Raw genomic sequence first — 24,975 nt, 5'->3', positions numbered from 1 at the left:
CGGCGTATGGCAGGCAAGTCCCGGCCGGCGGTCCGGCTGCGGGTGCTGCGCACCCAGCGGCTGACACCGCACATGATCCGCATTGTCGCCGGTGGGCCAGGGCTGGCCGATTTCCAGCCGAACGAGTTCGCCGACGCCTATGTGAAGATGCTGTTCCCGCAGGAGGGCGTGGAGTACCCGGCGCCGTTCGACATGGGCGTCATCCGCGCCGAGATGCCGCGCGAGCAGTGGCCGGTGATGCGGACCTACACCGTGCGCTACTACGACCCGCGCGCCGGCGAGCTGGCGCTGGACTTCGTGCACCACGGCGACCAGGGGCTCGGCGGCCCGTGGGCGGCGTCCGCCCAGCCGGGTGACGAGCTGCTGCTGGCCGGCCCCGGCGGCGCCTACGCCCCCGGCGAGGAGGCCGACTGGCACCTGCTGGTCGGCGACGAGAGCGCACTGCCCGCGATCGCGGTGGCGCTGGAGATGATGCCGGCCGGTGTGCCGGTGCGGGCGTTCATCGAGGTGGCGGACCCCGCGGAGGAGCAGCCGCTCGCCACCAAGGGGGACGCGCAGATCCAGTGGCTGCACCGGTCCGCCGGGGACGACCTGGTGGCTGCCGTGCGCGCGCTGGAGTTCCTGCCGGGCACCGTGCAGGCCTTCGTCCACGGCGAGGCCGGTTTCGTCCGGGAGCTGCGCCGGCACCTGCTGGGCGAGCGCGGGGTGCGCAAGGACCTGCTGTCGATCTCGGGCTACTGGCGCCGGGGCAAGACGGACGAGGAGTGGCGAGCGGAGAAGGCCGCGGAGCGCGCCGCCGAGGAGGCCGCCGGCCGTTCGTGACGGGCTGCGCCGACCGCTTGTGGCGGGTTGCGCGGGCCGGTTACGCCGGGTGGTTGCGAGGCCGCCGGGCCCGTCGGCTATTCTCTTTTCCGGCGCCGGAACCTGGCGCCACACGCGGACGTAGCGCAGCTGGTAGCGCATCACCTTGCCAAGGTGAGGGTCGCGGGTTCGAATCCCGTCGTCCGCTCCACGCGCGATTAGCTCAGCGGGAGAGCGCTACCTTGACACGGTAGAGGTCACTGGTTCAATCCCAGTATCGCGCACTCACTATTTCCGACGGCCAGCGGCTGCTTTTGGTCAGATTGCAGCGGGCGATGCCGTCGGAGTCTTGACGATTTACAGGCTGACGTGACCCAAAGCCTTCCTGGTAGCTTCGCGCTCACGGAGCGGGGAACGCCAGTGGCTCTGGCTTGCCGACTATTAGTGGGCAGCCGCTCCGGGCAGGACTGGCAGTTCAGGCTGGCGCTAGGCTCGGGATGCCGGTTGTTGATGACCATCTCGAGGGTGTCCCCGACGAATTCATGTTCTGTCCTGCACCAAGCTGTGTCCGACGGAGTGGGTTAACCTCGGTGTGCCCGGCGAACGGGAACAACCTCAGAACCCGGTGATTCGAGCAGGCAGGGTGGGGTGAGTCGCGCCGCAGGGGATCGATGTTGATCAGTTCCACTCCTGCGCATGATGTTGAGAATTCCGTAGGCATGAAACTCGAGTGTAGTGTGCGCAGCATCCCGATAAAATCGAGTTGTAGGTCTCAGGAAGATCATGGCAATTGCTTCACATCTTCGAACCTGATGGATGTCTTGAGCCTTCGGCCGAAGGACCATGGGACACGCTTTTCGTGTTGCAGTCGCCCCAGCACTATGCTTGGTGCCACTCCTACGTCACGCGCGAAAGTTACGATCTGCTGCTCGGTAGGAGTCGAGAACGAATCGAGGAAGTTTTGCAGCTTTACCTCGGGTATCAGCGTCGTCTGAGCAAACCTGTCCGCCTCGTTTTCAGCCTGCGTAGAAGCTCCAGGAACTTTCGAGTCACCGTGCAGAAGCATGGGAGATTCATCGTCCGAGTCCTCGTCGGCGGGGTCTGAGCCATCGCGATGATCAAGAAATGTCAGTCGTTTCCCGTGCAATAGAACGTGGCCCAGTTCGTGAAAGAAGGAAAACCAGAAGGTGTCGTCCGTCTTGAATCTGTCGCTGAGTCCGATCATGACTTTGTCAGGTGCGAGCCAGCGCGTCACTCCTGACAGGTGTGTATTCTTGAGGGATGGAATGAAAACAAGTGCGATACCGAGTTCCGCGCAGCGGCTAGGGAGTTGCTCCTGCCAAGCGTCAGGCGTTCGTAAAGTCAGGCTACGCAACTCCGGCAACGCTGCGACCAGTCGTTCTCGTTGATAGGGCGCACACTTGATTCCGCGAGCCCTGATTTCGCAGAGTCTGAGCCAAGTTGCAATCGAATAACCGTCGCCCTCGACGAGCGCGGAACGTCGAAAAGCGGCTCGATACTCCCGCCACGCCTGTTCGGCGACATCCGGTGTGGCGACACCGAAGAAAGCGAGTATCTTCTTTAGATTCTCCAGGGTTGGTTCAGTGTCCTCTATGACGTTGACACGCTTCAGGAAAGGCAGGGGAAACTTGCTGATCCAGCCGACCTTGTCTGCGAGCTTCCGTTGGTCTTCGAGTGCGCTCTGGTGTGTCTGCCAGGCGGCTTCCAGTTGGTTCCATGTCTCCGCGGCCACTCCGGTCGCCCGCTCGAGCAGGACGGCAGTGTCGGGGGTAAGAGCTGCGACACCTTGAATCATCTGATTTATGTGTTTTGTGGATAAACCAGTACGGCGAGCGAGGTCGGCTTGGCTCACCTGCTGGGCGTCGAGTTCTTCCTTCAAGATCTCGCCCGGACGTGGCGGGGTCTCGGGGTGGTAGGAGTACGAGTTCGCAGGCGATGTCATGACAAGCTCCCCTTGTATTCGAGGGATGAAGCCTCGGAGCGTCGGCCGGAGCGCACCGGTTCTGCTGGCACAAGGTCGACAACGACCACCGCGTTGATGGCCGCCTCGTCCGACAGGTCCACGCTGCCATCCGCGCTCCGCACGACCAGTTCGATCGCCGGGCCCGCGGAGATGAACATGACTGCCCCCTCCTCGTTGGCTCCCGCGCGGAGTCGTAGCGCCGCGAACTCGCGCAATTTGGCAAGGTTCGCAACGGCCTGAAGCTGCCCGAGGCGTCGACGGATCAGATCGGCGGACTCCTGACCGTAAGCGGCCACTCTCTCACGGTCACTGTTGCACGTTCGGGCCAGCGTCGCTGAGCCAAACTCGATCTTCATCGCATCCCGGCCCCCGGTTGGCTTTACCCACTCGGTTCATGCTAGCGTCCTGCTTCGCCGGGTTGATCACCTTTACCAATCTGGTGCAGGCAATCTGTTTGGGGATGTGAGCGGGGTGACCTGCCCCTGGTGCGCGGAGAGCACCCGGGCCGGTGCCCGAGGGAGAGATGAATGTCAGACGAGACCTACGTGACCCATGCGGTCCTGAAGCGGTTCGCCGAGAACCGGATCAACGTGCCGAGCGAGGCAGCGCGGAAGCGCCGTGAACAGGTGAATCACCTGCGTGCTCGACTCGAGGCGCACATAGCCGCGCACCCCGACTACGACCTGGTGAAGCTGCGCGCGTCGGGTAGTACCGCGAAGCACACCGCCATCCGTACTCGGAATGGCGCGGGATCCGACGCGGACGTCGCCGCGTACCTGCGGAGCGCCGATCCGGAGATCGACGAGGCGAAGCTTCTCGACTGGTTGTGTCAACGGTGCCAGGAGGTCTACGGCAAGACCAAGGTGGCCGATGACTTCGTCATCTCGCAGCACGCCGTCGGGATCACGCTCCGAGGCTCAGGGCTGAAGGTCGACGTCGCGCCCGTGCTGTACACGGGTGAGGACGACGACAAGGGCTTCCTCGTGACCCGGCAGGGCCAACGAGTCCTCACCTCCGTCACCCTGCACCTGCGATTCATCGGCGACCGCAGGAAAGCAGCAGGCCCTGGTTACACCGAACTCATCCGGCTGCTCAAGGCCTGGATCCGTGAAGCCAAGTCGCGTGACCCGTACCTGCGCTGCAAGAGCTTCTTGCTTGAGCTCGTGGTCGCGCACCTGTGGGACACCGGATGGAACGGTCATGCGCTGCAGGTTGAGGACTATCCAGCGGCGTTCGAGCAGGTGCTCGCCTACATCGCCACCACCGGCCTGCAGACTCCGATCGCTTTCAGCGACTTCTACTCCCTCGATCAAGTCCTTCCGAACCACGACTCGATCCAGATCTGGGACCCGGTGAACCCGGAGAACAACGTCGCGTCCAGCTACACCGACGCTGATCGCAGGAAACTCGTCGACGCCGCTGCTTCAGCGCTCGACTCAGTGAACTGGGCGGCGATGGCTCCTACCCAGGGCGCTGCTTATGACGCCTGGCGTGATCTCTTCGGCCCCACCTTTCCCGGAGCGTGACCATGACTCGCTCCCTCAGCGGAAACGCGTCCTGCACCATCACCGACGCGCGCTACGTCGGCGCGAAGATCGGAGCCGACCTGCGCCAGCTTCGCGCGATCTACGGCAAACCAGAGGACACCGCCAAGATCAGCGCCTATGCCGAAGAGGTCGCGCAGCTCCTTAAGTATGGCTACCTCGACTCCGTGTCCTACGGGTTCCGCGAACCCGACAGCAACCTGTGGAAACTTCGGCTCCGCTACCGCGCCACCCTTGGCGGCCGCCTCCTCGACGGCAATCCTGGACAGCTGCCCCGGACGGCGAATGTCTCCGGCCTGCCGTTCTACTCCTTCATCAACTACTCGACCAAGTTCCACAGCTTGCCTCCCAGCGCGCAAACGGATTTCGAGCAGACCTTGCCGATCACCCGGACGACCGGCGTGGAGCCGACGACAGGCATCGGCGGCACCACCCCCGGAACCGGTTACAGCCGCAGCGGCACGGGTGTCACCCGAGACACCTTCGTCGCCTCCGACCACTGAACTCAGGAGGACGCGCACATGAGCAGTCAGGACGATCTCTTCCACCCCGTCGTCGAACTTCCCGAACCGGTTCGTCGAGCCCGCTACGACCGGCTGGTAGGCCTCGACGATGTCAAGGATCGTCTTCGCAAGGAGGCGATCCTGCTCGCGACTCCAGACCGGCTGCGTGTATGGGCGGCGCGGCATTACCCGGGTATGGAGGTCGCCGCCCTGCCCCTATTCATCGACCGTGTCCCGCTGTTCGTGTTCACCGGTGACGTCGGCTCAGGCAAGACGGCGCTCGCCGAGTCCTTCGGCGGCGACCTCGCCGATCAGCTCAACCTCCCCGTCCTTCTGTACCGGCTCAAGCTCGCCACCCGCGGCAGCGGCCTTGTGGGCGAGATGACGTCGCTCATCGGCGACGCCTTCGCCCACCTGAAGGCTCAAGCATCCGCAGCGCGTACCGGCGGACGAACGCGACGCGTGCTCGTGTTCGTCGTCGACGAAGCCGACGCGCTGGTCCAGTCCCGAGCAGCGCAGCAAATGCACCATGAGGACCGTGCCGGGGTCGACGCCTTCCTCGCCGGAGTCGACAGCCTTGCCGGTGCCGGTCTGCCCGTTCTGGTCGTGTTGTGCACCAACAGGGGCAACGCCCTTGATCCAGCTGTCCTGCGCCGGGCAGCAGCGACCTTTACCTTTGGCCGGCCGAACGACCAGCAGCGGCACGCCATACTCACTAATGCGTTGCGTGGCCTGAACATCCGCCAGGACACTATTACCAAGCTCACCGAACTCACCGGTGCGGCCGGGTCCCGTCCGGGGTTCACCAGCTCCGATCTCACGCAGCGCCTGGTACCCGCCGCCGTTATCGATGCGTTTCCTGGCCACCCCGTCCGCGACGAGCGCCTCCTGACCCTTGCCACGGAACTCACGCCGAGTCCGACCTTCATCGAGCACGACTAGACCGAAGTGACTCATGCTATCCCCCGATCTTCTCTCTACACCTCGCCTCGGCTCTCCTGGAGGCCCACGATGCCCGAGATAGACGACCTCGACCCGATCTTCCTCAGTTACCGTCACTCCGACGGCGACACGCTCGCGGAGCGTGCGGCGTGGGCGTTCCGGGCGCATGGTGTTCCCGTATGGCACGACCAGACCCACCTACCACCCGGGCAGTTCCGTCGGAGGCTAAGAGAAGCGATGGAATCCGGTTTGTCCGGCGCCGTGCTGCTGATCACCCCGGATCTGACGATGTCCAGCATCGTACGGGAGATCGAACTGCCCACACTGCTGCGCTTGGAGGCGAACTCTGCGTTCACCTTCGCGATCGGCAGCACGATCACCGACATCGACGGCAAGCTGGACTATGGTGCACCCGATCGGTTGGTACCTCAGGGGCTCTCGGTGCTTAGCGATTTCGACCAGTTTCCCGTCACCGACCACGCTGGCTTGGCACGTCTCGCCGGAGAGATGGCGGTGCGCCGTGTCCGCCGCGCCGCCGCCAACGATCGGCTACACCTTGACATCCAGACCCGCCTCCCCCCGCTCGGCACCCCGAAAGTACCGCTTGCGGTTCGAACCCGCGCGCCGTCGGCCGGCACAAGCGTGCCCCCGCCTGAGGCGTGGGGGGACTTCGCTCCCTTTCTCGGCGAGCTGCCGCGCATCGTGCAATCAGCTGGTGTCCGGCACCTTCACATCACTGGCGGCGCTCACCTCAGCATGGCGTTCGCGCTCGGAGCAGCGGTGCCCACCACGACCGGCCTTACCGTCACGGTCACTGACCAGGACGGTGACGCCTGGACGACGGGGACTGCGCCCTCGGTGCCCCTCGTGCAGAACGATATTCCGGGCCGAGGCACGCCTGCTGACCCGGTCGCCGTCTATCTGGACCTCGTCCCTGCTGCACCCAACAACGGATTCCGACGATATGTCGACAGCCACGCCTACACCCATGCGGTCGAGATCTCGGTAGCCGAACGCGAACCGATCCCGGCGAATGCCGGCCCGGCCCTAGTGGCCGAACTACACCGCCGCATCGGCGAGATCGCGACAGGCAGACCCGTGCACCTTTTCCTGCGCGCCCCCTTCCCCGTAGCCGTGATGCTGGGGCGAGCGTCCAACACACTGCGCGTAACGCTTCACGAGTGGGAACGAGAGGTCGAACCACCTACCTACCTCGAAATGGCCACTGTATCCGCAGGTCGGAGCGGCAGCCCCGTCGTGTCGTGGACGCTCGACCGTCAACCGGCGCCCATCAAAAAGGACTGTTTGTAGGCGCTTGAATAAGGTTGGCACAGTTGGAGACGATTTCATCAGCGGGGCAGGAAGCGTGCTACCAGGTTGACCGGCGCACCAGTGGTCGCGCGGATGGCCCCGGAGGACAACTCGATCAACGGACTGCCTGGCGCAATGTTTCTGTCAGCCTGATTCCCACCTTTGGTGACCCCGCCTCAGGACTTAAGGCTTGCGACGAGCATCGCTGTCGCAAGCAGATCGGCCATCTGCATGTTAATCAGGCGACAAGTTGAGACGGCGACGGGAGCACCACAGTCCCTTGTGGGCATCGTCTTCCCGGGACGGCTGCCACGATTGAGTTCGGCAGCCGTTCTCCGTTTTTTCAGCGGGTCGGGGGCGTGGCCGTCGTGGAGCCGGTAGTTTCGCCGGGTAGCGGGTCCACGGCGCAGGCAGCGTCGAGATGTCCTCCGGTGCGATCGTCCGGGGCACGTTGTGCAGCCGGCGCAGGGCGTGACCACCGCGATGTGATCATCTGGCCCGTCCGCTGGGCCGGATGCGTGTGCGGCCCGGCGCTCCAGGCGAGGTGCGCCCGTTTGCCGACCTACAGCCACCGCGCCAGCGGATCCGCGGTCGCCAGCATCAGCGCGTCGCCGGCTGGCTGTCCCGTGCCGTCGAATTCGCAGTCGACCAGCGCGTATCTTCGGGGGATGTTAGCGATCGGCGGGGCGTGCCAGCGGCCCGCGAACCGGCGATCGGCCACGCAAGGTGATCACCGGCGCGTGTGATGCCCGCGCGTATCACTCCGGGCGCACGGGCTTCGCTGGTGCCAGCCGCGCCGCCGGCTGGGTCACTTCAGCGCCGAAACCGTGCTGAAGCCGTGGTGAAACCGGTCGCCCGCACGCTGCCGTCATGGAACAAGACGAACTGGCCTCGCTGCCCACCGCCCGTCCCACCGGCTGCCCCTTCGACCCGCCCGCCGAGCTGGGCGAGATCCGGGCACATCGGCCCCTCGTGCGTATGTCCTACCCGGACGGGCACCGCGGCTGGCTGGTCACCGGTCACGCCCAGGCCCGCGCCGTGCTCGGCGACTCGCGGTTCACCTCGCGGTACGAGCTCATGCACTACCCACTCCCCGGCCTGGACGGCGACATCCCGCCGGCCCCGGTCGGCGACCTCACCGGCATTGACGCGCCCGAGCACACCCGCTACCGCAAGCTGCTCGCCGGGAAGTTCACCGTCCGCCGGATGCGTCAGCTCACCGAGCGGGTCGAGGAGGTCGCCGCCGAGCACCTGGACGCGATGGCGCAGCACGGCCCCGCGGTGGACCTGGTGCAGGCCTACGCGCACCCGGTGCCCGCGGTGCTGATCTGCGAGCTGCTCGGCGTGCCGTACTCCGACCGCGAGTTCTTCCACACCCAGGTGACGGCGCTGATGACCCCGCAGAGCACGCCGGACGAGCAGTTCGCCGCGTACGGCGCGCTGCAGGACTACCTGCTGGACCTGGTGCGCGCCAAACGCGCCGAGCCCACCGACGACGTGCTCGGCGACCTCACCACGAGCGACCTGACCGACGAGGAACTGTCCGGCATCGGCACGTTCCTGCTGGGGGCAGGCCTGGACACCACCGCCAACATGATCGCGCTGGGCGCCTTCGCCCTGCTGCGCCACCCGGACCAGCTCGCCGCGCTCCGCGACGACCCGGCCCTCGCGGACAGCGCGGTCGAAGAGCTGCTCCGCTACCTGACCATCGCCCACACCGGTGTCCGGGCCGCGCTGGAGGACGTCGAGCTGGACGGTCAGGTGATCCGGGCCGGCGAGTCGGTCACCATCGCCGCGAACGCCGCGAACCGCGACCCGGAGCGGTTCCCGGACCCGGACACGCTCGACCTGCGCCGGCACGCCGCCGGGCACCTGGCTTTCGGCCACGGCATCCACCAGTGCCTGGGGCAGCAGCTGGCCCGCGTCGAAATGCGCGTCGCCATCCCTGCACTCTTCGCCCGGTTCCCGACGCTGCGCCTGGCGGTCCCAGCCGACGAGGTGCCGCTGCGACACGACATGAGCATCTACGGCGTCCACCGGCTGCCGGTCACTTGGGACTGATCGGCGGCACCGGACCGGCGGCTGATTCGGTAGGCACCTCCTGACGTTTCATTCGCCTCCTCAGAAGACAGTGCCCGCGTCCTGGGCGACGATCTCGTCCAGGGCTCGTTCGGCGACGGCGGCGATGGTCATGGACGGGTTGCACGCGGCGGTGTTGCCCGGCATGAGGGCGCCGTCGAGCACGTAGAGCCCGCGGTGGCCGAGGACGCGGCCGGCGAGGTCGCAGACCGTGCCCATGGACGCGCCACCGAGCGGGTGCCACGTGCTCGGCACGAGCGTCGTGGTGTTGAGCTTGACGGCGGCGGCTCCGCCGATGTCGGTGATCCGCTCGTGGATGCGCTGCGCCACCTTGGCGTCCGCGTCACCTGGCCACTGCAACACCGCGTCGTCCTTGGCCGGGTCGTAGACGAAATGGCCGCGCCCCGCGCTCACGCCGTAGCCGACGAGCATCGTGGTGCGCAGGTTCGGCAGCGGCGGGAGGGACGCCTGGATGACCGTGTTGGCCAGCGCCGGGTCGTCCCACTCCTTGCTGCCGTAGATGACCGGGCCGCCCTGTGGGGAGCCGAAGTCGTCTGCGAGGCTGGTCCAGGTGTAGATCTGGTCGCCGTTGGAACCCCAGTTCGTGCCGAGACCGTCCGGCAGGTCGGGGATCCCGCCGGTGGCGCCGGCCCGCATCAGCAGCTTGGTGGTGTTCGCCGTACCGGCCGCCATCACGAGGGCGCTCGCGGTGAGGACCTTCTTTTCGAGCACGACGCCGCCGGTGTTGATGCGGTCCACGTGGATCAGCCAGCGCCCGTCGGGCGCCATCGCCACATCGGTGACGTTGTGCAGGGTCGCAACGGTGCAGCGGCCGGTGGCCTCGGCGGCCGCGAGGTAGGTGACGTCGACTGAGTGCTTGCCACCGTTGTTGACGCCGAACGCGCAGTCGCCGTTGGTGTAGGACGGTTTCATCTCGCCCTTCAGCTCGCGCAGGGCGTAGCTCCAGTCGATCGGCATCGGGATCTTCTCGACCGAGTGGCCGGCGGCGCGGGCGTTGCGGGCGAAGACGCGCGCCGCCGCGTAGGTCGGGCTGGCGATCAGTTCATCGGGCGCGGTGGCGATGCGCAGCATGCTCGCCACGCGCGGGTAGTACACCTGGTCCATCCGCGCGTAGTCGAGCTGCTCGGGGAAGTTCGCGTTGAACACCTCCTCGGTCGGCTGGAGCGTCATGCCCTGGTAGATCAGCGATCCGCCACCGACACCGGCCGCGCACATGATGTCCATGCCGTTGCCCGGCACGCGTTCCAGCAGTCCGGTGTAGCGCTCGAACGGGAACGACACGAGCCCGAACAGGTTGGGCTCGGAGCCGAGCCAGAAGATCCGCTTGTCCGGCGCGGTGGGGTGGGGGAAGGTCTCGGCGTTGGGGCCGGTGGGCCAGCGGATGCCGCGTTCGAGGACGTGCACGGGCACCCCGGCCTGCGCGAGCCGCAGGGCGGTCACGCCGCCGCCGAAGCCGGAGCCGATGACCACGACCCGGTGCTCCTCGCGGGTGACCGGCACCCGGCTCGCGGACGCGGCGCCCGGCAGGAGGGTCAGGCCCATGGCGGCGGCCGCCCCCTTGAACACGGTGCGGCGGCTCAGAGCGGGCATGGGTCCTCCGTTGCGGTCGGTGCGGGTTTGGTGACGGGCGGGAGTTTAGGGAGGTGAACCGAGACATGGAACGATTTGCGGATCTCACTACTCGCCAGTAGCATCCGGCGGATGCGAGGTCGCCGGAGTTGAGCCCGCACCGCAGCGACGCCCTGCGCAACCGCGAGACGATCCTGCGCGTGGCCGACGAGGCGTTCGCGGAGGGCTCGGACGTCGTCCCACTGGAGGAGATCGCCCGCCGGGCGCGCCTCGGCCGCGCGACGGTCTACCGGCATTTCCCCGACCGCCGTGCGCTCGGCTTGGCTGTGGCGGCGCAGCAACTGCGGGCGCTGCGCCGGATGGTGAAGCAGCAGGAGGCCGCACCCCGCCCGTTCCGCGAACTGCTGGCGATGGTGCTGGCCATGCAGGTCTCCCGGCGCCCGCTGGTCCGCTTGTTCCGGGAGCTACCGGTGCGCTACCAGCAGCAGAAGGCGAACGCGCTGATCACGATCCTGACCCCGGCTTTCCGCCGTGCGCAGGCCGATGGGCAGTTGCGCGCGGATGTGCGGCCGACGGATCTGTTGCTGGTGTTCGAAATGGTGGAAGCGGCGGTAACGGCGGGATCGGCCGCGGTGCACCAGGACGACGCCGTGCGGCGGGTGGTGAATGTCGTGCTGGACGGGTTCTTCGCGGTGGTGCCGGCGCGGTGAGCGGTGCGGGCCGAGCGCCGTTGCCAGGATTGCCGGCGCGGCGCGGGCTGATCGTGGACTGCTGCGAGATCATGGTTTTCCTTCTGTCCTTTGTGGTTCCGGTTCTGCTGATCATTCTAGGAGCGCGCAAATCGCCGCACATCTACCGAAAGACAGATTTTTCCGGCTTTCACCGCGCGACGCTGGTCTGTCAAGCCCGGCTGGAGTAGAACGGGATCATGGCGACGGAGCTGAAGGTGGACACCGACCCCGCCGAGGTGGGGTTCGACGCGCGGCGGCTGGACCGGATCGACGGGCACTTCGGCCGGTACGTGGACGACGGCCTGCTTCCCGGGTACCTGGCCGTGGTCGCGCGGCGCGGCAAGATCGCCTCCGTCGCGCGACAGGGCCACCGGGACGTCGAAGCGGGCCTTCCGGTCGAAGTGGACACCCGCTGGCGCATCTTCTCGATGACCAAGCCGATCACGTCGGTCGCCGCGATGGTGCTCTACGAGGAGGGCGCCTTCGAGCTCACCGACCCGATCGCCCGCTGGCTGCCGGAGTTCGCCGAGCCGCGCGTGTTCGTCAAGGGCTCCGCGCTCAAACCGGTCACCGAACCGGCCACCGAGCCGATCCGCGTGTGGCACCTGCTCACCCACACCGCCGGGCTCACCTACGGTTTCCACCACGCCCACCCGGTGGACGCGATCTACCGCGCCAACGGCTTCGAGTGGGGGACCCCGCCGGGCGCCGACCTCGCCGAGTGCACGCGGCGGTGGGCGGAGCTGCCGCTGGTCTTCCAGCCCGGCGCGGAGTGGAACTACTCGGTCGCCACGGACGTCCTCGGCCGGCTCGTCGAAGTGGTGTCCGGGCAGCCGCTGGACGAGTTCTTCGCACAGCGCGTCTTCGAACCGCTCGGCATGGGCAACACGGGTTTCGCCACCGACTCCACGGACAAGTTCGCCGCGCTGTACGTGCCCGATCCCAGTACCGGCAAGGCCGTCCGCAACGACGCGTTCGGGCGGTCCGGGCTGGAGAAGGCCGCGTGTCTATCGGGCGGTGGCGGGCTCGTGTCCACGGCCGCGGACTACCACCGGTTCACCCAGTTCCTGCTGAACCGCGGCGAACTCGACGGGGTCCGGCTGCTCGGCCCGCGCACCGTCGACCTGATGACGAGCAACCACCTGCCGGGCGGTGTGGACCTGGAGGCCTATGGCAGGCCGCTGTTCGCCGAAATGCCCTTCCACGGTTTCGGGTTCGGGCTCGGCTTCTCCGTCCTGACCGACCCGGTGAAGGCGAAAACCCTGTCCGGCGAGGGAGAGTTCGCCTGGGGCGGTGCGGCGAGCACCGCGTTCTGGGTCGATCCCGCCGCGGAGATCACCGCGTTGTTCTTCACGCAGCTGCTGCCGTCCAGCACTCACCCGATCCGGCAGTACCTGCGGCAGCTGGTGTATCAGGCGCTCGTCGACTGACGGTGCAGCCGCCGCAGCGCCAGTGCGAGCTGCAGGCGCAGGCGCCCGGACGGGTCGTGCACCGACCAGCCCAGCAGGGTTTCCGCGTGGGCCAGCCGGTCCTGCAGCGTCGAGTGGTGCACGGTGAGCGCGGCGGCCGCCGCGCGCAGGCTCGCACTGGTGGCCACGGCGTCGAGCGTGGCGAGCATCCACGGCGCCGACGCGGCCGCGCGCTCCAGGGCGCGCACGTCCGGGACCGGTTCGCTACCCGGCCCGACGGCTTGCGCGAGCACCGCCAGCCCGCCCAGCTCGTCCGCGCGGACCACCCGCGGACCCGGGTCGTCCGGGGTGCCTTCGGCGGTGAACCGCAGCGCCGTCCGGGCCGCGGCCAGGGACGACGGCAGGTCCAGCACGGGCACCGCAGGGCCGATGCCCGCGCGGGCCCCGGCCGGCGGGGTGATCATCACCCCGGCCGTGCCGTCGGCGTAGGCGATGGCACGCGCGGTCGCCCCCAGGCCCAGCCGCCGCGCCGCCTTCTCCCTGGCCTGCGGGGCCGCGGTGCCGTCCAGCACGACCTCGACGGGCTCCGGCACCCGGTCCCGCTCCAGCACGAGCCGGATCGCGGCGGCGGCGCGTTCGAGGACCATCGCATCCACCGCGGAAGGCGGGCCCGGCCGCTCCAGCCACAGCCCGTCCACACCGGGCCAAGCCGGATCGACCGGGGTGTCCAGGTCCGACCGGCGGCCGTCGGCCGAGACCCGGATCCGCCTGCCCGGCGCCTCCAGTCGCGCGGCGCAGCCGGCGAGGGTGGCCGCGCCGCGGACCAGCGCCTCCAGCCCGGCGTGCCCGTCGACGAGGCGGTCGAAGTAGGCGATCACCTTGACCGCGGCGCCCGCCTCCGGGTCGAGCGCGGCCAGCCGCCCTGCCAGCTCTCTCACCGGTCCATGGTGTCACTCGGCGAGGATCCGCCGCAGCCACCGCAACCGCGCGGCCTTCGCGGCCCGGGAGATCTCCGCCTGCGGCGCGAACGAGTCGAACCCGTGGTAGCCGCCCGGCCACACGTGCAGCTCGGCGGACCCGCCCGCCAGCCAGATCCGCCGCGCGTAGTCGACGTCCTCGTCGCGGAAGGACTCCGCCGAGCCGACGTCGATGAACGCAGGCGGCAGCCCGGACAGGTCGGTGGCCCGCGCCGGGGCGGCGTAGGGCGAGACGTCCGGGCCGCCGCGCGCCGAGCCGAGCAGCGCCGTCCAGCCGGTGTCGTTCGACGTGCGGTCCCACACGCCGAGCCCCTTCATCTGGTGCGTCGACGGGGTCTCGTTGCGGTCGTCCAGCATGGGCGCGACCAGCAACTGCCCCGTCAGCCGCGGTCCGCCGCGGTCCCGGGCCATCAGTGCGACGGCCGCGCTCAGCCCACCACCCGCGCTGGCCCCGGCCACGACCAGCCGGGACGGGTCGATGCCCAGCTCGGCGGCGTGCTCGCGGGTCCACCGCAGCCCGGCGTAGCAGTCCTCGACCGGCACCGGGTGCGGGTGCTCGGGCGCCAGCCGGTACTCCACCGACACCACGACCAGCCCCAGCTCGAGCGCCCAGGCCAGCGGCTCGTCGAGCCCGACGCGGTTGGTGCCCACGACCATGCCGCCGCCGTGGATCCAGTAGATCCCGGGCGCGGGTGTGCGCAGCCCGGTGGGGCGGCCGACGACCACGGACACCTCGTCCGACACCCGCCGGTCCACCAGTTCGATGCGCCCGTCCTGGCTCAGCTCGTCGTCGGAGAGCAGGCGTGCGCCCATGCCCTCGCGCATCGCGGGGATCATGTCCGGCAGGATCGCGGGCGGGACCTGCTCGGCGATGACGTCGAGCATGGCCGCGGCTTCGGGGTCGAACGCCGGTGGCGGGCCGTACGGGGTGCTGGTGGTCATCGGGCCTCCTGGTCACGACGGTGTGGAACACCATCCTGACCCGGCCGGGAGGCGCCGGGTGGCGGATGTTGCCCGCCACCCGGCGGGTGCTCATCCCAGCCTGCCGATGATCTGCTCGCCGTAGGCGTGCAGCGTCTGTTCGCGCTGGTCGTGCATCAGGTACACGGCGAACTGGTCGACCCCCAGGGCGGCCAGTTCCTGCAGCCGCGCGACGTGCGCCCCCGCGGGGCCGGTCAGGCAGAACCGGTCGACGATCTCGTCCGGGACGAAGTCGGTCGACGGGTTGCCCGCCTTGCCGTGGTGGGCGTAGTCGTAGCCCTGCCGCTCGCGGATGTAGTCGGTCAGCTCGTGCGGCACCGGGCCGGACTCGCCGTAGCGGGCCACCAGGTCGGCGACGTGGTTGCCGACCATCCCGCCGAACCACCGCAGCTGGTCGCGCTGGTGCGGCAGGTCGTCCCCGACGTACGCGGGCGCCGCGACGCAGATCGTGATGCCGGCCGGGTCCCGTCCCGCCGCCCTGGCCGCCTCGCGGACCGAGCCGATGGTCCACTCCGCGATCGCCGGGTCGGCGCACTGAAGGATGAACCCGTCCGCGTGCTCGCCCGCCAATTGCAGCGCCTTCGGCCCGTACCCGGCCATCCACATCTCCAGCCGCCCGCCGCGCACCCACGGGATCCGCACCGGGGTGTCGCCCAGCACCACCTCCCTGCCCTCGGCCAGCTCCTTGATCGCGTGCATCGCGTCCCGGACCGTGGCCAATGTGGACGGTCGCTTGCCGATCACCCGGTGTGCCGAGTCGCCGCGCCCGATCCCGCACACCGTGCGGTTGCCGAACATGTCGTTGAGCGTGGCGAACAACGACGCGAGCACCGACCAGTCCCGGGTGCCCGGGCTGGTGACCATCGGCCCGACCGTCATCGCCGAGGTGGCGGCCAGGATCTGCGAGTAGATGACGAACGGCTCCTGCCACAGCACCACGGAGTCGAACGTCCAGCCGTAGCCGAACCCGCAGTCCTCCGCCGCCTTCATCAGCCGGACCACCTCACGCGCGGGCGGATCCGTCTGCAGCACCACACCGAAGTCCATGACGGCTCCCTAGTTCAGGTACTGGCACAGGTCCCGGGACAGGAACTTCCCGTGCCCGGCGCTGCCGGAGAACCCGGACGGCGACACGATCACGCGGCCACGCGAGAGCACGGTCTCGACCTTCCCGGTGATCTCGAAGCCCTCGTACGCCGAGTAGTCCACGTTCATGTGGTGCGTCTCGGCCGACAGGGTCTGCTTCGCCGCCGGGTCGTAGACCACGATGTCGGCGTCCGAGCCGGGCGCGATCACGCCCTTGCGCGGGTACAGGCCGAACATGCGCGCCGGGGTGGTCGAGCACGCCTCCACCCAGCGGCCCAGCGAGATCTCGCCGGCCACCACGCCCTGGTGCAACAGGTCCATCCGGTGCTCGACACCCGGCATGCCGTTGGGGATCTTCGAGAAGTCCCCGCGGCCGAGCTCCTTCTGGTCCTTGAAGCAGAACGGGCAATGGTCGGTCGACACCACGCTCAGGTCGTTCGTGCGCAGCCCGCGCCACAGGTCGCCCTGGTGCCACTTCTCCCGCAGCGGCGGGGAAGCGACGTACTTCGCGCCCTCGAAGTCCGGCTTGGCCAGGTCCTCGATGGACAGGTAGAGGTACTGCGGGCAGGTCTCGGCGAACACGTTCTGCCCCGTGTTCCGCGCTTCCGCGACGGCCGCAAGCGCTTGCGAAGCCGACAGGTGCACGATGTAGAGCGGCGCGCCGGTCACCTGCGCGAGCCGGATCGCCCGCGACGTGGCCTCGCCCTCCAGCTCCGGCGGCCGGGTCAGCCCGTGCTGCACCGGATCGCCCTTGCCTTCGGCGAGCGCTTGCGCGACCAGCTGGTCGATCGCGATGCCGTTCTCCGCGTGCATCATGATCGTGGCGCCGGTCTGCCTCGCCTGCTGCATCGCGCGCAGGATCTCGCCGTCGGTGGAGTAGAACACGCCCGGGTAGGCCATGAACATCTTGAAGCTGGACACCCCGGCGTCGATGCAGGCCTGCATCTCCTTCAGCGTGGTGTCGTTGACGTCGGACATGATCATGTGGAACCCGTAGTCGACGGCGCAGTTGCCGTCGGCCTTTTCGTGCCACTTGTCCAGCGTCGGCTGCAGCGTGGAACCCTTGGGCTGCACCGCGAAATCGATGATCGTGGTGGTGCCGCCCCACGCGGCCGCGGTGGTGCCGGTTTCGAAGGTGTCGTGCGAGAACGTGCCGCCGAACGGCATCTCCATGTGGGTGTGGGCATCGATCCCGCCGGGCAGCACGTACTTCCCGGTCGCGTCGATCACCTCGTCGGCGGTGTCGAACAGCCCCGGCGCGGCGACCGCGGCGATCGTCTCGCCCTCGACGAGCACGTCCGCGCGGCTCGCCCCGGTGGTGGACAGCACGGTGCCGCCCTTGATCAGCGTGCGCATGCGTTCTCCCTCAGGGCGCCACGATCGAGTCGTAGGAGTCCGGGCGGCGGTCGCGGTAGAACTGCCACAGGTCCCGGACCTCACTCAGCTTGTCCATGTCCAGGTCCCGCACCACGACCTCGTCCTCGGTGTCGGATGCGGCGTCGCCGACCAGTTCGCCGCGCGGGTCGACGAAGTAGGTCTGGCCGTAGAAGTCGTTGTCGCCCAGCGGTTCCACGCCGACCCGGTTGATCGCGCCGACGTAGTACTCGTTCGCCACGGCCGCGGCGGGCTGCTCCAGCCGCCACAGGTACTGCGACAGGCCGCGGCTGGTCGCTGACGGGTTGAACACGATCTTCGCCCCGGCCAGGCCCAGCGCGCGCCAGCCCTCCGGGAAGTGCCGGTCGTAGCAGATGTAGACGCCGATGCGGCCGACCGCGGTGTCGAACACCGGGTAGCCGGTGTTGCCGGGCCGGAAGTAGAACTTCTCCCAGAAGCCCTTGACCTGCGGGATGTGGTTCTTGCGGTACTTGCCCAGGTACTTGCCGTCGGCGTCGATCACGGCGGCGGTGTTGTAGTAGACGCCGGCCTGCTCCTCCTCGTACATCGGCGCCACGATCACGATGCCGTGCCGCTCGGCGACCTCCTGCAGCAGCTTGGTCGTCGGGCCGTCCGGGATGCCCTCGGTGTAGGAGTAGTAGTCGGCGTCCTGCACCTGGCAGAAGTACGGCCCGTAGAACAGCTCCTGCAGGCACACGACCTGTGCGCCCTGCGAGGCGGCGGTGCCGATCGCGTCGACCGCGCCGGCGATCATCGAGTCCTTGTCACCCGTCCACCGCTGCTGTACCAACGCGGCTCGGACCAGATTGCTCACGGGTTTCCTCCTTCGGTTGACGGTGCGCCCAGGACAGCGCGAGGTAGACGACGAAGGCGCCGGCCAGACCGGCCACCCAGCTGTAGTCGTAGACGGGCTTGAGGAACGGGATCAGCCCGTCGGCGGGGAACGGACCCTGCGAACCCGGCGCGGTGTAGGCGCCGCCGACCGCGAGCACCCCGCCCACGGCCGTCGCCACCAGCGCGCGCCAGTTCCAGCCGGCGCGGAACCAGTACCGCCCGCCCTCGGCGTAGAGCCCGGCCAGGTCCAGGTTGGTGCGCTTGACGACCCAGTACCCGGCCACCAGCACCCCGGCGACCGCGCCGAGCACGCCGCCGTAGAAGCCCAGCCAGGCGAAGATGTAGATGTCGGGGTCGGAGTAGAGCTTCCACGGCATGATCACCACGCCGATCACGCCGGTGATCAGGCCGCCGACGGCGAAGGTGATGCGCTTGGGGAAGGCGTTGGAGAAGTCGTAGGACGGGCTGACCACGTTCGCCGCGAGGTTCGCCGAGATCGTGGCGAGCACCAGCGCGATCAGCGCGACCACCACCAGCGCCGGGCTGGAGAACCGGTCGGCCAGCTGCGCCGGGTCCCAGATCGCCTCGCCGTAGAGCACCTGGCCGCCGGAGGTGGTCAGGATCGCCACGATCGCGATGAACGTCATCGTGGTCGGCAGGCCGAGCACCTGGCCGCGGGCCTGTTTGCGCTGGCTGCCGCCGAAGCGAGTGAAGTCCGGCATGTTCAGCGACAGCGTCGACCAGAACGCGATCATCGCCATCAGCGACGGCGCGAAGATCTTCCAGAAGTCGGTGCCCCAGCCGAGCTTCGCCGGTTCGGACAGGATCGGGCCGAGGCCGCCGGCCTTGATGAGCACGTAGGCGAGCAGGATCAGGAACCCGACCGACACCAGCGGCGCGGTCCAGTTCTCGAACCGCCGCACCGCCTCCATGCCGCGCCAGATGATCAGCATCTGGACCACCCAGAAGACGCCGAACGACAGCCACAGCGTCCACGGCTGGCCGCCCACCTCGGCCGCGTTGCGCCACCCCGGCCCGGTGAGCTTGCCGACCAGGATGTAGATCGCCTCGCCGCCGACCCAGGTCTGGATGCCGAACCAGCCGCACGCGATGAACGCCCGGAGCAGCGCGGCCAGGTTCGCGCCCCGGATTCCGTAGAAGGCACGCGCGAACACCGGGAACGGGATTCCGTACTTGGTGCCGGCGTGGCTGTTGAGCAACATGGGAACGAGCACGATCAGATTGCCCAGGGTGATCGTGATGAGCGCCTGGAGCCAGTTCATCCCCAGCGCGATCAACGACGCGGCGAGCGCGTAGCTGGGAATGTTGTGCGCCATTCCCATCCACAGGGCGAAATAGTTGTAGGTGCTCCAGGTGCGTTTTTCGACGGGCACCGGAGCGAGCTCGTCGTTGAAGAACCGGCTACCCCGGATCGGCGCGGTGTCGCTGAGATCCACCCGGCCGTCCGGTCGCGTGATCTGCGAGGTGGGTTCCATTGCGGAATCCTGCTCGTCCCCGCCGCGGGGGAGGCACTGTCAGAGTGTTCACCGTTGCCCGCGTCGGAACGCATTGTGTCGATTGCGCCCGGCGCGGGCCGGTGCATCACCCGGATGTGAAAGCCGGTTGTGACAGCCGGTCAACCTGGTTGAAACACGGGTTCAGAATTCGAAGACCCCGCCGGACTCGGCGGCCGCGGCGCACTTGTTGCCGAAGGTGTGGGTGTACACCACCGGCTTGCCGCGCCAGTGGCCCTTGGCGGTGGCCGTGGTCGGGCTGTAGATCATCGGGCACACCGTCGCCTCGCCGGGGATGCGCTCGATGTCGCCGTCCACAGTGGTCAGCGTGGCGCAGGCCTTGGTCTTGCCGGGGTGGCTGCCGCCCGCCGGGTGGCAGTCCAGGCTCACGGTGACGACCCGGCCCGCGCCGTCCTGCAGGGAGAGCATCAGGCTGGCCGCGGGGGTCTGGGCGGGCGGGGCGGCCAGGGCCAGCACCGACGCCGCGGCGGGGAGTAGGGCGGAAAAAGGCATATCGGGGCTATCGGCCGGTCCAGCCCGGATCTGTGTTACCGGTTCGGGTGATCGTCGAAAAGATCATGGGCCAGCAGCGCGAGGTAGAGCGACAGCATCGATTCAGGGTCCTCCAGCGGCACGCCGAGCACCTGCTCGATGCGGGCGAGCTGCTGGTAGTAGGCGGTGCGGGAGGTGTGCGCGGCCGCGGCCGCGGCGGACTTGTTGCCGCCGTGCTCGCAGTAGTGCCGCAGGGCCTGCACCAGCCGGGTGCCCGATGCCGCGTCCCGCGACAACAGCGGGCCCAGCTCGCGCTCGGCGAAGGCCCGCACGCGCTCGTCGTCGGCGAGCAGGTGCAGCAGCCCGCGCAGGCGGACGTCCTGCAGCCGGTGGACCTCGCGGTCGGTGTCCGAGCGCAGCGCCGCCGCGGCGACGTGGGCGGCCTCGACCAGGCTGCGACGGGCGTCGGCGGCGCTGTCCACCACCGTGCCGACCGCCAGGACCGCGGGCACCGACGTCGGGCGGGCCCGCAGCTCGGCGGACAGCCGCCGCAGCACCGCGTCGACGTTGGCCTGCGGCGACAGCGACAGCAGCGCACGCACGCTGACGTCGTCGACGACCGCCACGAGCGCGGAGACCTTCGCCCGGCGGGTGGCCAGGGAGACGGTCTCGGCGAGGTCCCGCAGCACGGTCGGCGCGGACGCCGCCTGCCGTTGCGACGCGGTCATCCGCGGCCGGACCGCGACGCCCACCAGCCGCCCGGACAACGGTGAGCCCAGCGCGGCCGCGCGGGCCAGCAGTTCGGTGGACGGGGCGGGCGAGGTCATCAGCTCCGCGAGCACCGCGCGGTGCGCCTGCCGCTCCAGGCTGTCCGCCTCGCGCGCGACCAGTCGGTGCACCGCGAGCGCGGACGCCGCCCGCTCGGCGACCACGACGTGCCGGTCCGGCGGCGGCTCGTCGCACACGACCACCAGCCGTCCCCAGTCGTGCCCGCGCGCGCCGACGACGGTGACCAGCCAGCCGGCGTCGGCGTGGTAGCCGGTGCGCTCGCCCAGGTGCACGGTGCGGGAGCGGGACGGCCAGCCGGTCAGCAGCTCGGCCGGATCGGTGCCCGCGGAGTCGTAGGCGAGCACCTCGTGGGCCAGGGTCTCCAGCACCACCGGCGACTCGGTCATGCGCGCGACCTCGCGCAGCACCTCGGCCGGTTCCGCGCCCGCGACGGTGAGCTGCGTGAACACCTGGTGCACGTGTTCGGCGGCGCGCAGCTCGGCGACTTGGGCGTCCACGATCAGCCCGTTCACCGCCTCGGTGACCGCGACGTACCGCGTCTCGCGGGACAGCGTGATCAGAGGCAGCTCGTGCCGTGCGGCCGCGTCGACCAACGCCCGAGGCAGCGCGTCGCTCCAGTGCCGGACCAGCTCGACCACCAGCCCGGCGACCCCGGCCTCGGCGAGCCCGTCCACGTACTTCGCCAGCTGCGCGGCGTCGTCCGGCAGCGCGATCCCGGTGGTCAGGACCAGCTCGCCGCCCTTGAGCAGGTGCCCGATGTCGGCCACCTCGGCGACGTGCACCCAGCGCACGCGGGTGTCCAGCTTCTGCCCGCCTGCCACGACCTTCGGGCGGCCGTGCCGCAGCACCGGCAGGGCCAGCACGTCCGCGACCGTCGGGTACAAGCGCCACCACCTCCGCAGAAAGCAGACTGTACGGCCGATCCGGCCATTGGGTACATGTTGTGTGTGGTGGCCGGGCGCGGCGGCCACCGAGACTGGCGGGCATGAGCGAATCGGAGCTGCTGGCCCGGCACCGGGCGGTCCTGCCGAACTGGCTGGCCCTGTACTACGACGAGCCCCTGGAGATCGTGCGAGCGCAGGGGAGGCGGGTCACCGATTCCTCCGGCACCACCTATCTGGACTTCTTCGCCGGCATCCTCACCAACGCCATCGGCTACGACGTCGCCGAGATCTCCGACGCCATCCGCGCCCAGGTCGACTCCGGGGTCCTGCACACCTCGACGCTGTACCTGATCCGCAAGCAGGTCGAGCTCGCCGAGCAGATCGCCCAGCTGAGCGGCATCCCGGACGCGAAGGTGTTCTTCACCAACTCCGGCACCGAGGCCAACGAGACCGCGCTGATGCTCGCGACGCAGTACCGCCGCTCCAACCAGGTGCTCGCGATGCGCAACAGCTACCACGGCCGGGCGTTCGCCACGATCGGCATCACCGGCAACCGCGGCTGGTCCGCCAGCTCGCTCTCGCCCGTCAAGGTCTCCTACGTCCAGGGCGGCTACCGCTACCGGGACGCGTTCCGGAACCTGTCCGACGCCGACTACGTGCGCGCCTGCACCGACGACCTGCGGGACGTCCTGGAGACCACCACCTCGGGCGACGTGGCCGCGTTGATCGCCGAGCCGATCCAGGGCGTGGGCGGGTTCAACGTGCCGCCGGACGGGCTGTTCGCCGCCTTCAAGGAGGTCCTCGACGAGTACGGCATCCTGCTGATCTCCGACGAGGTCCAGACCGGCTGGGGCCGCACCGGTGAGCACTTCTGGGGCATCCAGGCGCACGGTGTCACGCCGGACGCGATGACGTTCGCCAAGGGCCTCGGCAACGGGCTGGCGATCGGCGGGGTCGTCGCGCGCGGCGAGCTGATGGACTCCATCACCGCGAACTCGATCTCGACCTTCGGCGGCAACCCGGTGTCCACCGCGGGCGCGAAGGCGACGCTGGACTACCTGCTCAGCCACGACCTGCAGGGCAACGCGGCGAAGCAGGGCGCGCGGCTGCTGACCGGCCTGCGTGACATCGCCGAGCGCTACGACGTCGTCGGCGACGTGCGCGGCAAGGGGCTGATGATCGGCGTCGAGCTGGTCGAGCCGGGCGGGGCGCCGAGCCCGGAGTCCGCGCGGCTGGTGCTGGAGGAGACGCGCGCCCGTGGTCTGCTGGTCGGCAAGGGCGGGCTGCACGGCAACGTGATCCGGCTGGCGCCGCCGATGACCCTGACCGACGACGAGACCGGCGAGGCGCTCGAAATCCTGCGGGAGTCGATCGCCGCCGTGCAGGAGGCGCGGAAGTGACGCAGCGGATCAGCCACTGGATCGACGGCAAGCCGTGGGCTGGGGTTCCGGACCGGACCGGGGAGGTGTTCGACCCCGCCACCGGTGAAGTGCGCGCGCGCGTGGACTTCGCCGGTGGCGGGCAGGTGGACGAGGCCGTCTCGGCGGCCGCGCGCGCCTTCCCCGGCTGGCGGGACACCTCGCTCGCGGCGCGGTCGCGGGTGCTGTTCCGGTTCCGCGAACTGCTCACCGAGCGCAAGGACGAGCTCGCGGCGATCATCACCGCGGAACACGGCAAGGTCCTCTCCGACGCGGCCGGTGAGATCGCCCGCGCCATCGAGAACGTGGAGTACGCCTGCGGCGCGCCGCAGATGCTCAAGGGCGGGTTCAGCGAGAACGCCTCGACCGGCGTGGACGTGTACTCGATCGCGCAGCCGCTCGGCGTGGTCGGGGTGATCTCGCCGTTCAACTTCCCGGCGATGGTGCCGCTGTGGTTCGTGCCCAACGCGCTGGCCTGCGGCAACACGGTCGTGCTCAAGCCGAGCGAGAAGGACCCGTCGGCGTCGCTGTTCATCGCCGAGCTGTTCGCCGAGGCCGGGTTGCCGGACGGGGCGCTCAACGTGCTGCACGGGGACAAGGTCGCGGTCGATGGGCTGCTGACCCATCCGGTGGTGAAGGCGATCTCGTTCGTCGGCTCGACGCCGATCGCGCGGTACGTGTACGAGACCGCGACCGCACACGGCAAGCGGGTGCAGGCGCTGGGCGGGGCGAAGAACCACATGGTCGTGCTGCCCGACGCCGACCTCGACCTCGCGGCGGACGCCGCCGTGTCGGCCGGGTTCGGATCGGCGGGGGAGCGGTGCATGGCGGTGTCCGTGGTGGTCGCCGTGGATCCGGTCGGCGACGAGCTGGTGTCGAAGATCGCGTCCCGGATGGGCTCGCTGACGGTCGGCGACGGGCGGTCGCCGGACTCGGAGATGGGCCCGCTGGTGACGGCGGCGCACCGCGACCGGGTGCAGTCCTATGTGGAAGCCGGGGTGTCGGCGGGGGCGTCGCTCGTGGTGGACGGCCGGTCGGTTTCGGTGCCCGGCGGCGGGTTCTGGCTCGGGCCGACGCTGTTCGACCAGGTGCGCACCGACATGTCGATCTACACCGACGAGATCTTCGGCCCGGTGCTGTCGGTCGTCCGGGCCGGCAGCTACGACGACGCGCTGGCGCTGGTGAACGCCAACGCCTACGGCAATGGGACGGCGATCTTCACCAACGACGGCCGTGCCGCGCGGCGGTTCCAGAACGAGGTCGAGGTCGGGATGGTCGGGCTCAACGTGCCCATCCCGGTGCCCGTCGGGTACTACTCGTTCGGCGGCTGGAAGGACTCCCTTTTCGGCGACAGCCACGCCTACGGGCCGGAAGGGTTCCACTTCTTCACGCGGACCAAGGTCGTCACGTCGCGCTGGCCGGACCCCTCGCAGGGCGGGGTGAACTTGGGCTTCCCGCGCAACTCCTGAGCGCCCACTCGGTTGGCCAGCAGTTCCCGACGCACGCGCCCCGGCCTGGGGCGAGCAGCCGCTCACCCTGTCCGGCCGGGGCGCGATCCCGGCCCTGCTCGGCGCCGTGCCGACCGCGGTGGCCTGTTCGCGCTGGACTGGGCCGCCGACCTGAACCAGGCGATCCGGCAGGCGACCGATCTGTCCGGTGCCGACGAGTGGACCAAGGTCCACCTGACGCAGGGCGTGGTCATCGCGCTCGC

Annotated in this window: 23 protein-coding genes and 2 tRNA genes; 13 read left to right on the top strand and 12 right to left on the bottom strand. The window is 69.2% G+C overall.

The genetic code is table 11. The annotated features are described in order from the left end of the window. Positions 1 to 6: 6 nt before the first annotated feature. From ACCP09_RS03045 to ACCP09_RS03035, 3 genes are all read left to right on the top strand, one after another. The gene (locus ACCP09_RS03045) at positions 7 to 822 is read left to right on the top strand and encodes a siderophore-interacting protein (protein ID WP_027931601.1); all 816 of its coding nucleotides are present in this window, start codon (positions 7 to 9) and stop codon (positions 820 to 822) included. A gap of 114 nt (positions 823 to 936) precedes the next feature. Then, a tRNA-Gly gene (locus ACCP09_RS03040) sits at positions 937 to 1,012 on the top strand. A gap of 1 nt (position 1,013) precedes the next feature. After that, positions 1,014 to 1,085 (top strand) — tRNA-Val (locus ACCP09_RS03035). Positions 1,086 to 1,582: 497 nt separating this feature from the next. On the opposite strand, the gene ACCP09_RS03030 is transcribed toward ACCP09_RS03035, so the two are convergent. Further along, a complete protein-coding gene (locus tag ACCP09_RS03030; RefSeq protein WP_433743018.1) occupies positions 1,583 to 2,764 on the bottom strand; it encodes a helix-turn-helix domain-containing protein in 1,182 nt (393 codons plus the stop codon). Then, a complete protein-coding gene (locus ACCP09_RS03025; protein ID WP_433743016.1) occupies positions 2,761 to 3,081 on the bottom strand; it encodes a hypothetical protein in 321 nt (106 codons plus the stop codon). Before ACCP09_RS03025 ends, ACCP09_RS03030 begins: the two co-directional genes overlap by 4 nt. 231 nt (positions 3,082 to 3,312) lie before the next feature. Between ACCP09_RS03025 and ACCP09_RS03020 the strand changes: the two genes are divergently transcribed. The 4 genes from ACCP09_RS03020 to ACCP09_RS03005 all read left to right on the top strand — a co-directional run bounded on the left by ACCP09_RS03020 (position 3,313) and on the right by ACCP09_RS03005 (position 7,085). Beyond that, complete coding sequence (locus ACCP09_RS03020; RefSeq protein ID WP_433743014.1) at positions 3,313 to 4,311, top strand: CBASS oligonucleotide cyclase; 999 nt, start codon at positions 3,313 to 3,315, stop codon at positions 4,309 to 4,311. A 2-nt stretch (positions 4,312 to 4,313) separates the two neighbouring features. Next, a complete protein-coding gene (locus ACCP09_RS03015; protein WP_433743012.1) occupies positions 4,314 to 4,832 on the top strand; it encodes a hypothetical protein in 519 nt (172 codons plus the stop codon). Positions 4,833 to 4,850: 18 nt separating this feature from the next. Further along, positions 4,851 to 5,774 (top strand): AAA family ATPase, encoded by a 924-nt coding sequence (locus ACCP09_RS03010; protein WP_433743010.1) that lies wholly within the window; start codon positions 4,851 to 4,853, stop codon positions 5,772 to 5,774. A gap of 69 nt (positions 5,775 to 5,843) precedes the next feature. Further along, complete coding sequence (locus ACCP09_RS03005) at positions 5,844 to 7,085, top strand: SAVED domain-containing protein (RefSeq protein WP_433743008.1); 1,242 nt, start codon at positions 5,844 to 5,846, stop codon at positions 7,083 to 7,085. 562 nt (positions 7,086 to 7,647) lie between these two features. Here ACCP09_RS03005 and ACCP09_RS03000 read toward each other — a convergent pair. After that, the gene (locus ACCP09_RS03000) at positions 7,648 to 7,806 is read right to left on the bottom strand and encodes a hypothetical protein (RefSeq protein ID WP_433743006.1); all 159 of its coding nucleotides are present in this window, start codon (positions 7,804 to 7,806) and stop codon (positions 7,648 to 7,650) included. Between the two features lie 149 nt (positions 7,807 to 7,955). On the opposite strand from ACCP09_RS03000, the gene ACCP09_RS02995 reads away from it, so the two are divergent. After that, positions 7,956 to 9,146 (top strand): cytochrome P450, encoded by a 1,191-nt coding sequence (locus tag ACCP09_RS02995; protein WP_378332741.1) that lies wholly within the window; start codon positions 7,956 to 7,958, stop codon positions 9,144 to 9,146. A gap of 60 nt (positions 9,147 to 9,206) precedes the next feature. On the opposite strand, the gene ACCP09_RS02990 is transcribed toward ACCP09_RS02995, so the two are convergent. Then, positions 9,207 to 10,775, bottom strand: a complete 1,569-nt coding sequence (locus ACCP09_RS02990) for a GMC oxidoreductase (RefSeq protein WP_433743004.1) — start codon at positions 10,773 to 10,775, stop codon at positions 9,207 to 9,209. A gap of 179 nt (positions 10,776 to 10,954) precedes the next feature. Here ACCP09_RS02990 and ACCP09_RS02985 point away from each other — a divergent pair, with 179 nt between their 5' ends. From ACCP09_RS02985 to ACCP09_RS02975, 3 genes are read left to right on the top strand one after another with little or no spacing between them, the layout of a single operon-like run. Beyond that, a complete protein-coding gene (locus tag ACCP09_RS02985) occupies positions 10,955 to 11,464 on the top strand; it encodes a TetR/AcrR family transcriptional regulator (protein ID WP_433743002.1) in 510 nt (169 codons plus the stop codon). Then, positions 11,461 to 11,673: a hypothetical protein gene (locus tag ACCP09_RS02980; RefSeq protein ID WP_378332738.1), complete on the top strand. Its 213-nt coding sequence runs from the start codon at positions 11,461 to 11,463 to the stop codon at positions 11,671 to 11,673. Before ACCP09_RS02985 ends, ACCP09_RS02980 begins: the two co-directional genes overlap by 4 nt. A 9-nt stretch (positions 11,674 to 11,682) precedes the next feature. Next, the gene (locus ACCP09_RS02975; protein WP_433742999.1) at positions 11,683 to 12,915 is read left to right on the top strand and encodes a serine hydrolase domain-containing protein; all 1,233 of its coding nucleotides are present in this window, start codon (positions 11,683 to 11,685) and stop codon (positions 12,913 to 12,915) included. Here the strand turns inward: ACCP09_RS02975 and ACCP09_RS02970 are convergent. The 8 genes from ACCP09_RS02970 to ACCP09_RS02935 all read right to left on the bottom strand — a co-directional run bounded on the left by ACCP09_RS02970 (position 12,897) and on the right by ACCP09_RS02935 (position 21,846). Continuing rightward, positions 12,897 to 13,832, bottom strand: a complete 936-nt coding sequence (locus ACCP09_RS02970) for a helix-turn-helix domain-containing protein (RefSeq protein WP_027931592.1) — start codon at positions 13,830 to 13,832, stop codon at positions 12,897 to 12,899. The two genes, ACCP09_RS02975 and ACCP09_RS02970, sit on opposite strands and share 19 nt — an antisense overlap. Positions 13,833 to 13,844: 12 nt before the next feature. Next, entirely contained in the window at positions 13,845 to 14,813 is a 969-nt protein-coding gene (locus tag ACCP09_RS02965) for an alpha/beta hydrolase (RefSeq protein ID WP_433742997.1), read from the bottom strand. A 90-nt stretch (positions 14,814 to 14,903) separates the two neighbouring features. Then, positions 14,904 to 15,899, bottom strand: a complete 996-nt coding sequence (locus tag ACCP09_RS02960; RefSeq protein WP_433742996.1) for a TIGR03842 family LLM class F420-dependent oxidoreductase — start codon at positions 15,897 to 15,899, stop codon at positions 14,904 to 14,906. A gap of 9 nt (positions 15,900 to 15,908) precedes the next feature. Continuing rightward, positions 15,909 to 17,294 carry a dihydropyrimidinase gene (hydA, locus tag ACCP09_RS02955; protein WP_433742994.1) on the bottom strand — a complete coding sequence of 462 codons (1,386 nt, stop codon included), beginning with the start codon at positions 17,292 to 17,294 and terminating at the stop codon, positions 15,909 to 15,911. A 10-nt stretch (positions 17,295 to 17,304) separates the two neighbouring features. Beyond that, positions 17,305 to 18,147, bottom strand: coding sequence for a nitrilase-related carbon-nitrogen hydrolase (locus ACCP09_RS02950; RefSeq protein WP_433742993.1), 843 nt, complete (start codon positions 18,145 to 18,147; stop codon positions 17,305 to 17,307). Next, positions 18,098 to 19,663, bottom strand: a complete 1,566-nt coding sequence (locus ACCP09_RS02945; RefSeq protein ID WP_123683323.1) for an NCS1 family nucleobase:cation symporter-1 — start codon at positions 19,661 to 19,663, stop codon at positions 18,098 to 18,100. The genes ACCP09_RS02950 and ACCP09_RS02945 overlap by 50 nt, the downstream gene beginning before the upstream one ends. Positions 19,664 to 19,825: 162 nt before the next feature. Then, positions 19,826 to 20,194, bottom strand: a complete 369-nt coding sequence (locus tag ACCP09_RS02940; protein WP_017981223.1) for an SSI family serine proteinase inhibitor — start codon at positions 20,192 to 20,194, stop codon at positions 19,826 to 19,828. A gap of 35 nt (positions 20,195 to 20,229) precedes the next feature. After that, positions 20,230 to 21,846 (bottom strand): PucR family transcriptional regulator, encoded by a 1,617-nt coding sequence (locus tag ACCP09_RS02935; RefSeq protein WP_123683322.1) that lies wholly within the window; start codon positions 21,844 to 21,846, stop codon positions 20,230 to 20,232. A 101-nt stretch (positions 21,847 to 21,947) separates the two neighbouring features. Between ACCP09_RS02935 and ACCP09_RS02930 the strand changes: the two genes are divergently transcribed. Both ACCP09_RS02930 and ACCP09_RS02925 read left to right on the top strand, forming a co-directional pair. Continuing rightward, on the top strand, positions 21,948 to 23,246 hold the full coding sequence (locus tag ACCP09_RS02930) for an aspartate aminotransferase family protein (RefSeq protein ID WP_433742990.1): 1,299 nt from the start codon (positions 21,948 to 21,950) through the stop codon (positions 23,244 to 23,246). Beyond that, entirely contained in the window at positions 23,243 to 24,733 is a 1,491-nt protein-coding gene (locus tag ACCP09_RS02925; protein ID WP_433742988.1) for a CoA-acylating methylmalonate-semialdehyde dehydrogenase, read from the top strand. Before ACCP09_RS02930 ends, ACCP09_RS02925 begins: the two co-directional genes overlap by 4 nt. Positions 24,734 to 24,975: the final 242 nt, after the last annotated feature.

The organism is Amycolatopsis sp. 3B14 (assembly GCF_050958625.1).
GTDB lineage: Bacteria > Actinomycetota > Actinomycetes > Mycobacteriales > Pseudonocardiaceae > Amycolatopsis_E > Amycolatopsis_E thermoflava.
The sequence above is the reverse complement of the archived record's forward strand: the minus strand, read 5'-3'. Positions and strand labels throughout refer to the sequence as shown.

What these genes read in the sequence shown, in the direction of transcription:
- ACCP09_RS03045 (WP_027931601.1), top strand. Translation starts at nt 7, where the DNA reads ATGGCAGGCAAGTCCCGGCCGGCGGTCCGGCTGCGGGTGCTGCGCACC.
- ACCP09_RS03030 (WP_433743018.1), bottom strand. Translation starts at nt 2,764, where the DNA reads ATGACATCGCCTGCGAACTCGTACTCCTACCACCCCGAGACCCCGCCA.
- ACCP09_RS03020 (WP_433743014.1), top strand. Translation starts at nt 3,313, where the DNA reads ATGTCAGACGAGACCTACGTGACCCATGCGGTCCTGAAGCGGTTCGCC.
- ACCP09_RS03015 (WP_433743012.1), top strand. Translation starts at nt 4,314, where the DNA reads ATGACTCGCTCCCTCAGCGGAAACGCGTCCTGCACCATCACCGACGCG.
- ACCP09_RS03010 (WP_433743010.1), top strand. Translation starts at nt 4,851, where the DNA reads ATGAGCAGTCAGGACGATCTCTTCCACCCCGTCGTCGAACTTCCCGAA.
- ACCP09_RS03005 (WP_433743008.1), top strand. Translation starts at nt 5,844, where the DNA reads ATGCCCGAGATAGACGACCTCGACCCGATCTTCCTCAGTTACCGTCAC.
- ACCP09_RS02995 (WP_378332741.1), top strand. Translation starts at nt 7,956, where the DNA reads ATGGAACAAGACGAACTGGCCTCGCTGCCCACCGCCCGTCCCACCGGC.
- ACCP09_RS02990 (WP_433743004.1), bottom strand. Translation starts at nt 10,775, where the DNA reads ATGCCCGCTCTGAGCCGCCGCACCGTGTTCAAGGGGGCGGCCGCCGCC.
- ACCP09_RS02975 (WP_433742999.1), top strand. Translation starts at nt 11,683, where the DNA reads ATGGCGACGGAGCTGAAGGTGGACACCGACCCCGCCGAGGTGGGGTTC.
- ACCP09_RS02965 (WP_433742997.1), bottom strand. Translation starts at nt 14,813, where the DNA reads ATGACCACCAGCACCCCGTACGGCCCGCCACCGGCGTTCGACCCCGAA.
- ACCP09_RS02960 (WP_433742996.1), bottom strand. Translation starts at nt 15,899, where the DNA reads ATGGACTTCGGTGTGGTGCTGCAGACGGATCCGCCCGCGCGTGAGGTG.
- hydA (WP_433742994.1), bottom strand. Translation starts at nt 17,294, where the DNA reads ATGCGCACGCTGATCAAGGGCGGCACCGTGCTGTCCACCACCGGGGCG.
- ACCP09_RS02945 (WP_123683323.1), bottom strand. Translation starts at nt 19,663, where the DNA reads ATGGAACCCACCTCGCAGATCACGCGACCGGACGGCCGGGTGGATCTC.
- ACCP09_RS02940 (WP_017981223.1), bottom strand. Translation starts at nt 20,194, where the DNA reads ATGCCTTTTTCCGCCCTACTCCCCGCCGCGGCGTCGGTGCTGGCCCTG.
- ACCP09_RS02930 (WP_433742990.1), top strand. Translation starts at nt 21,948, where the DNA reads ATGAGCGAATCGGAGCTGCTGGCCCGGCACCGGGCGGTCCTGCCGAAC.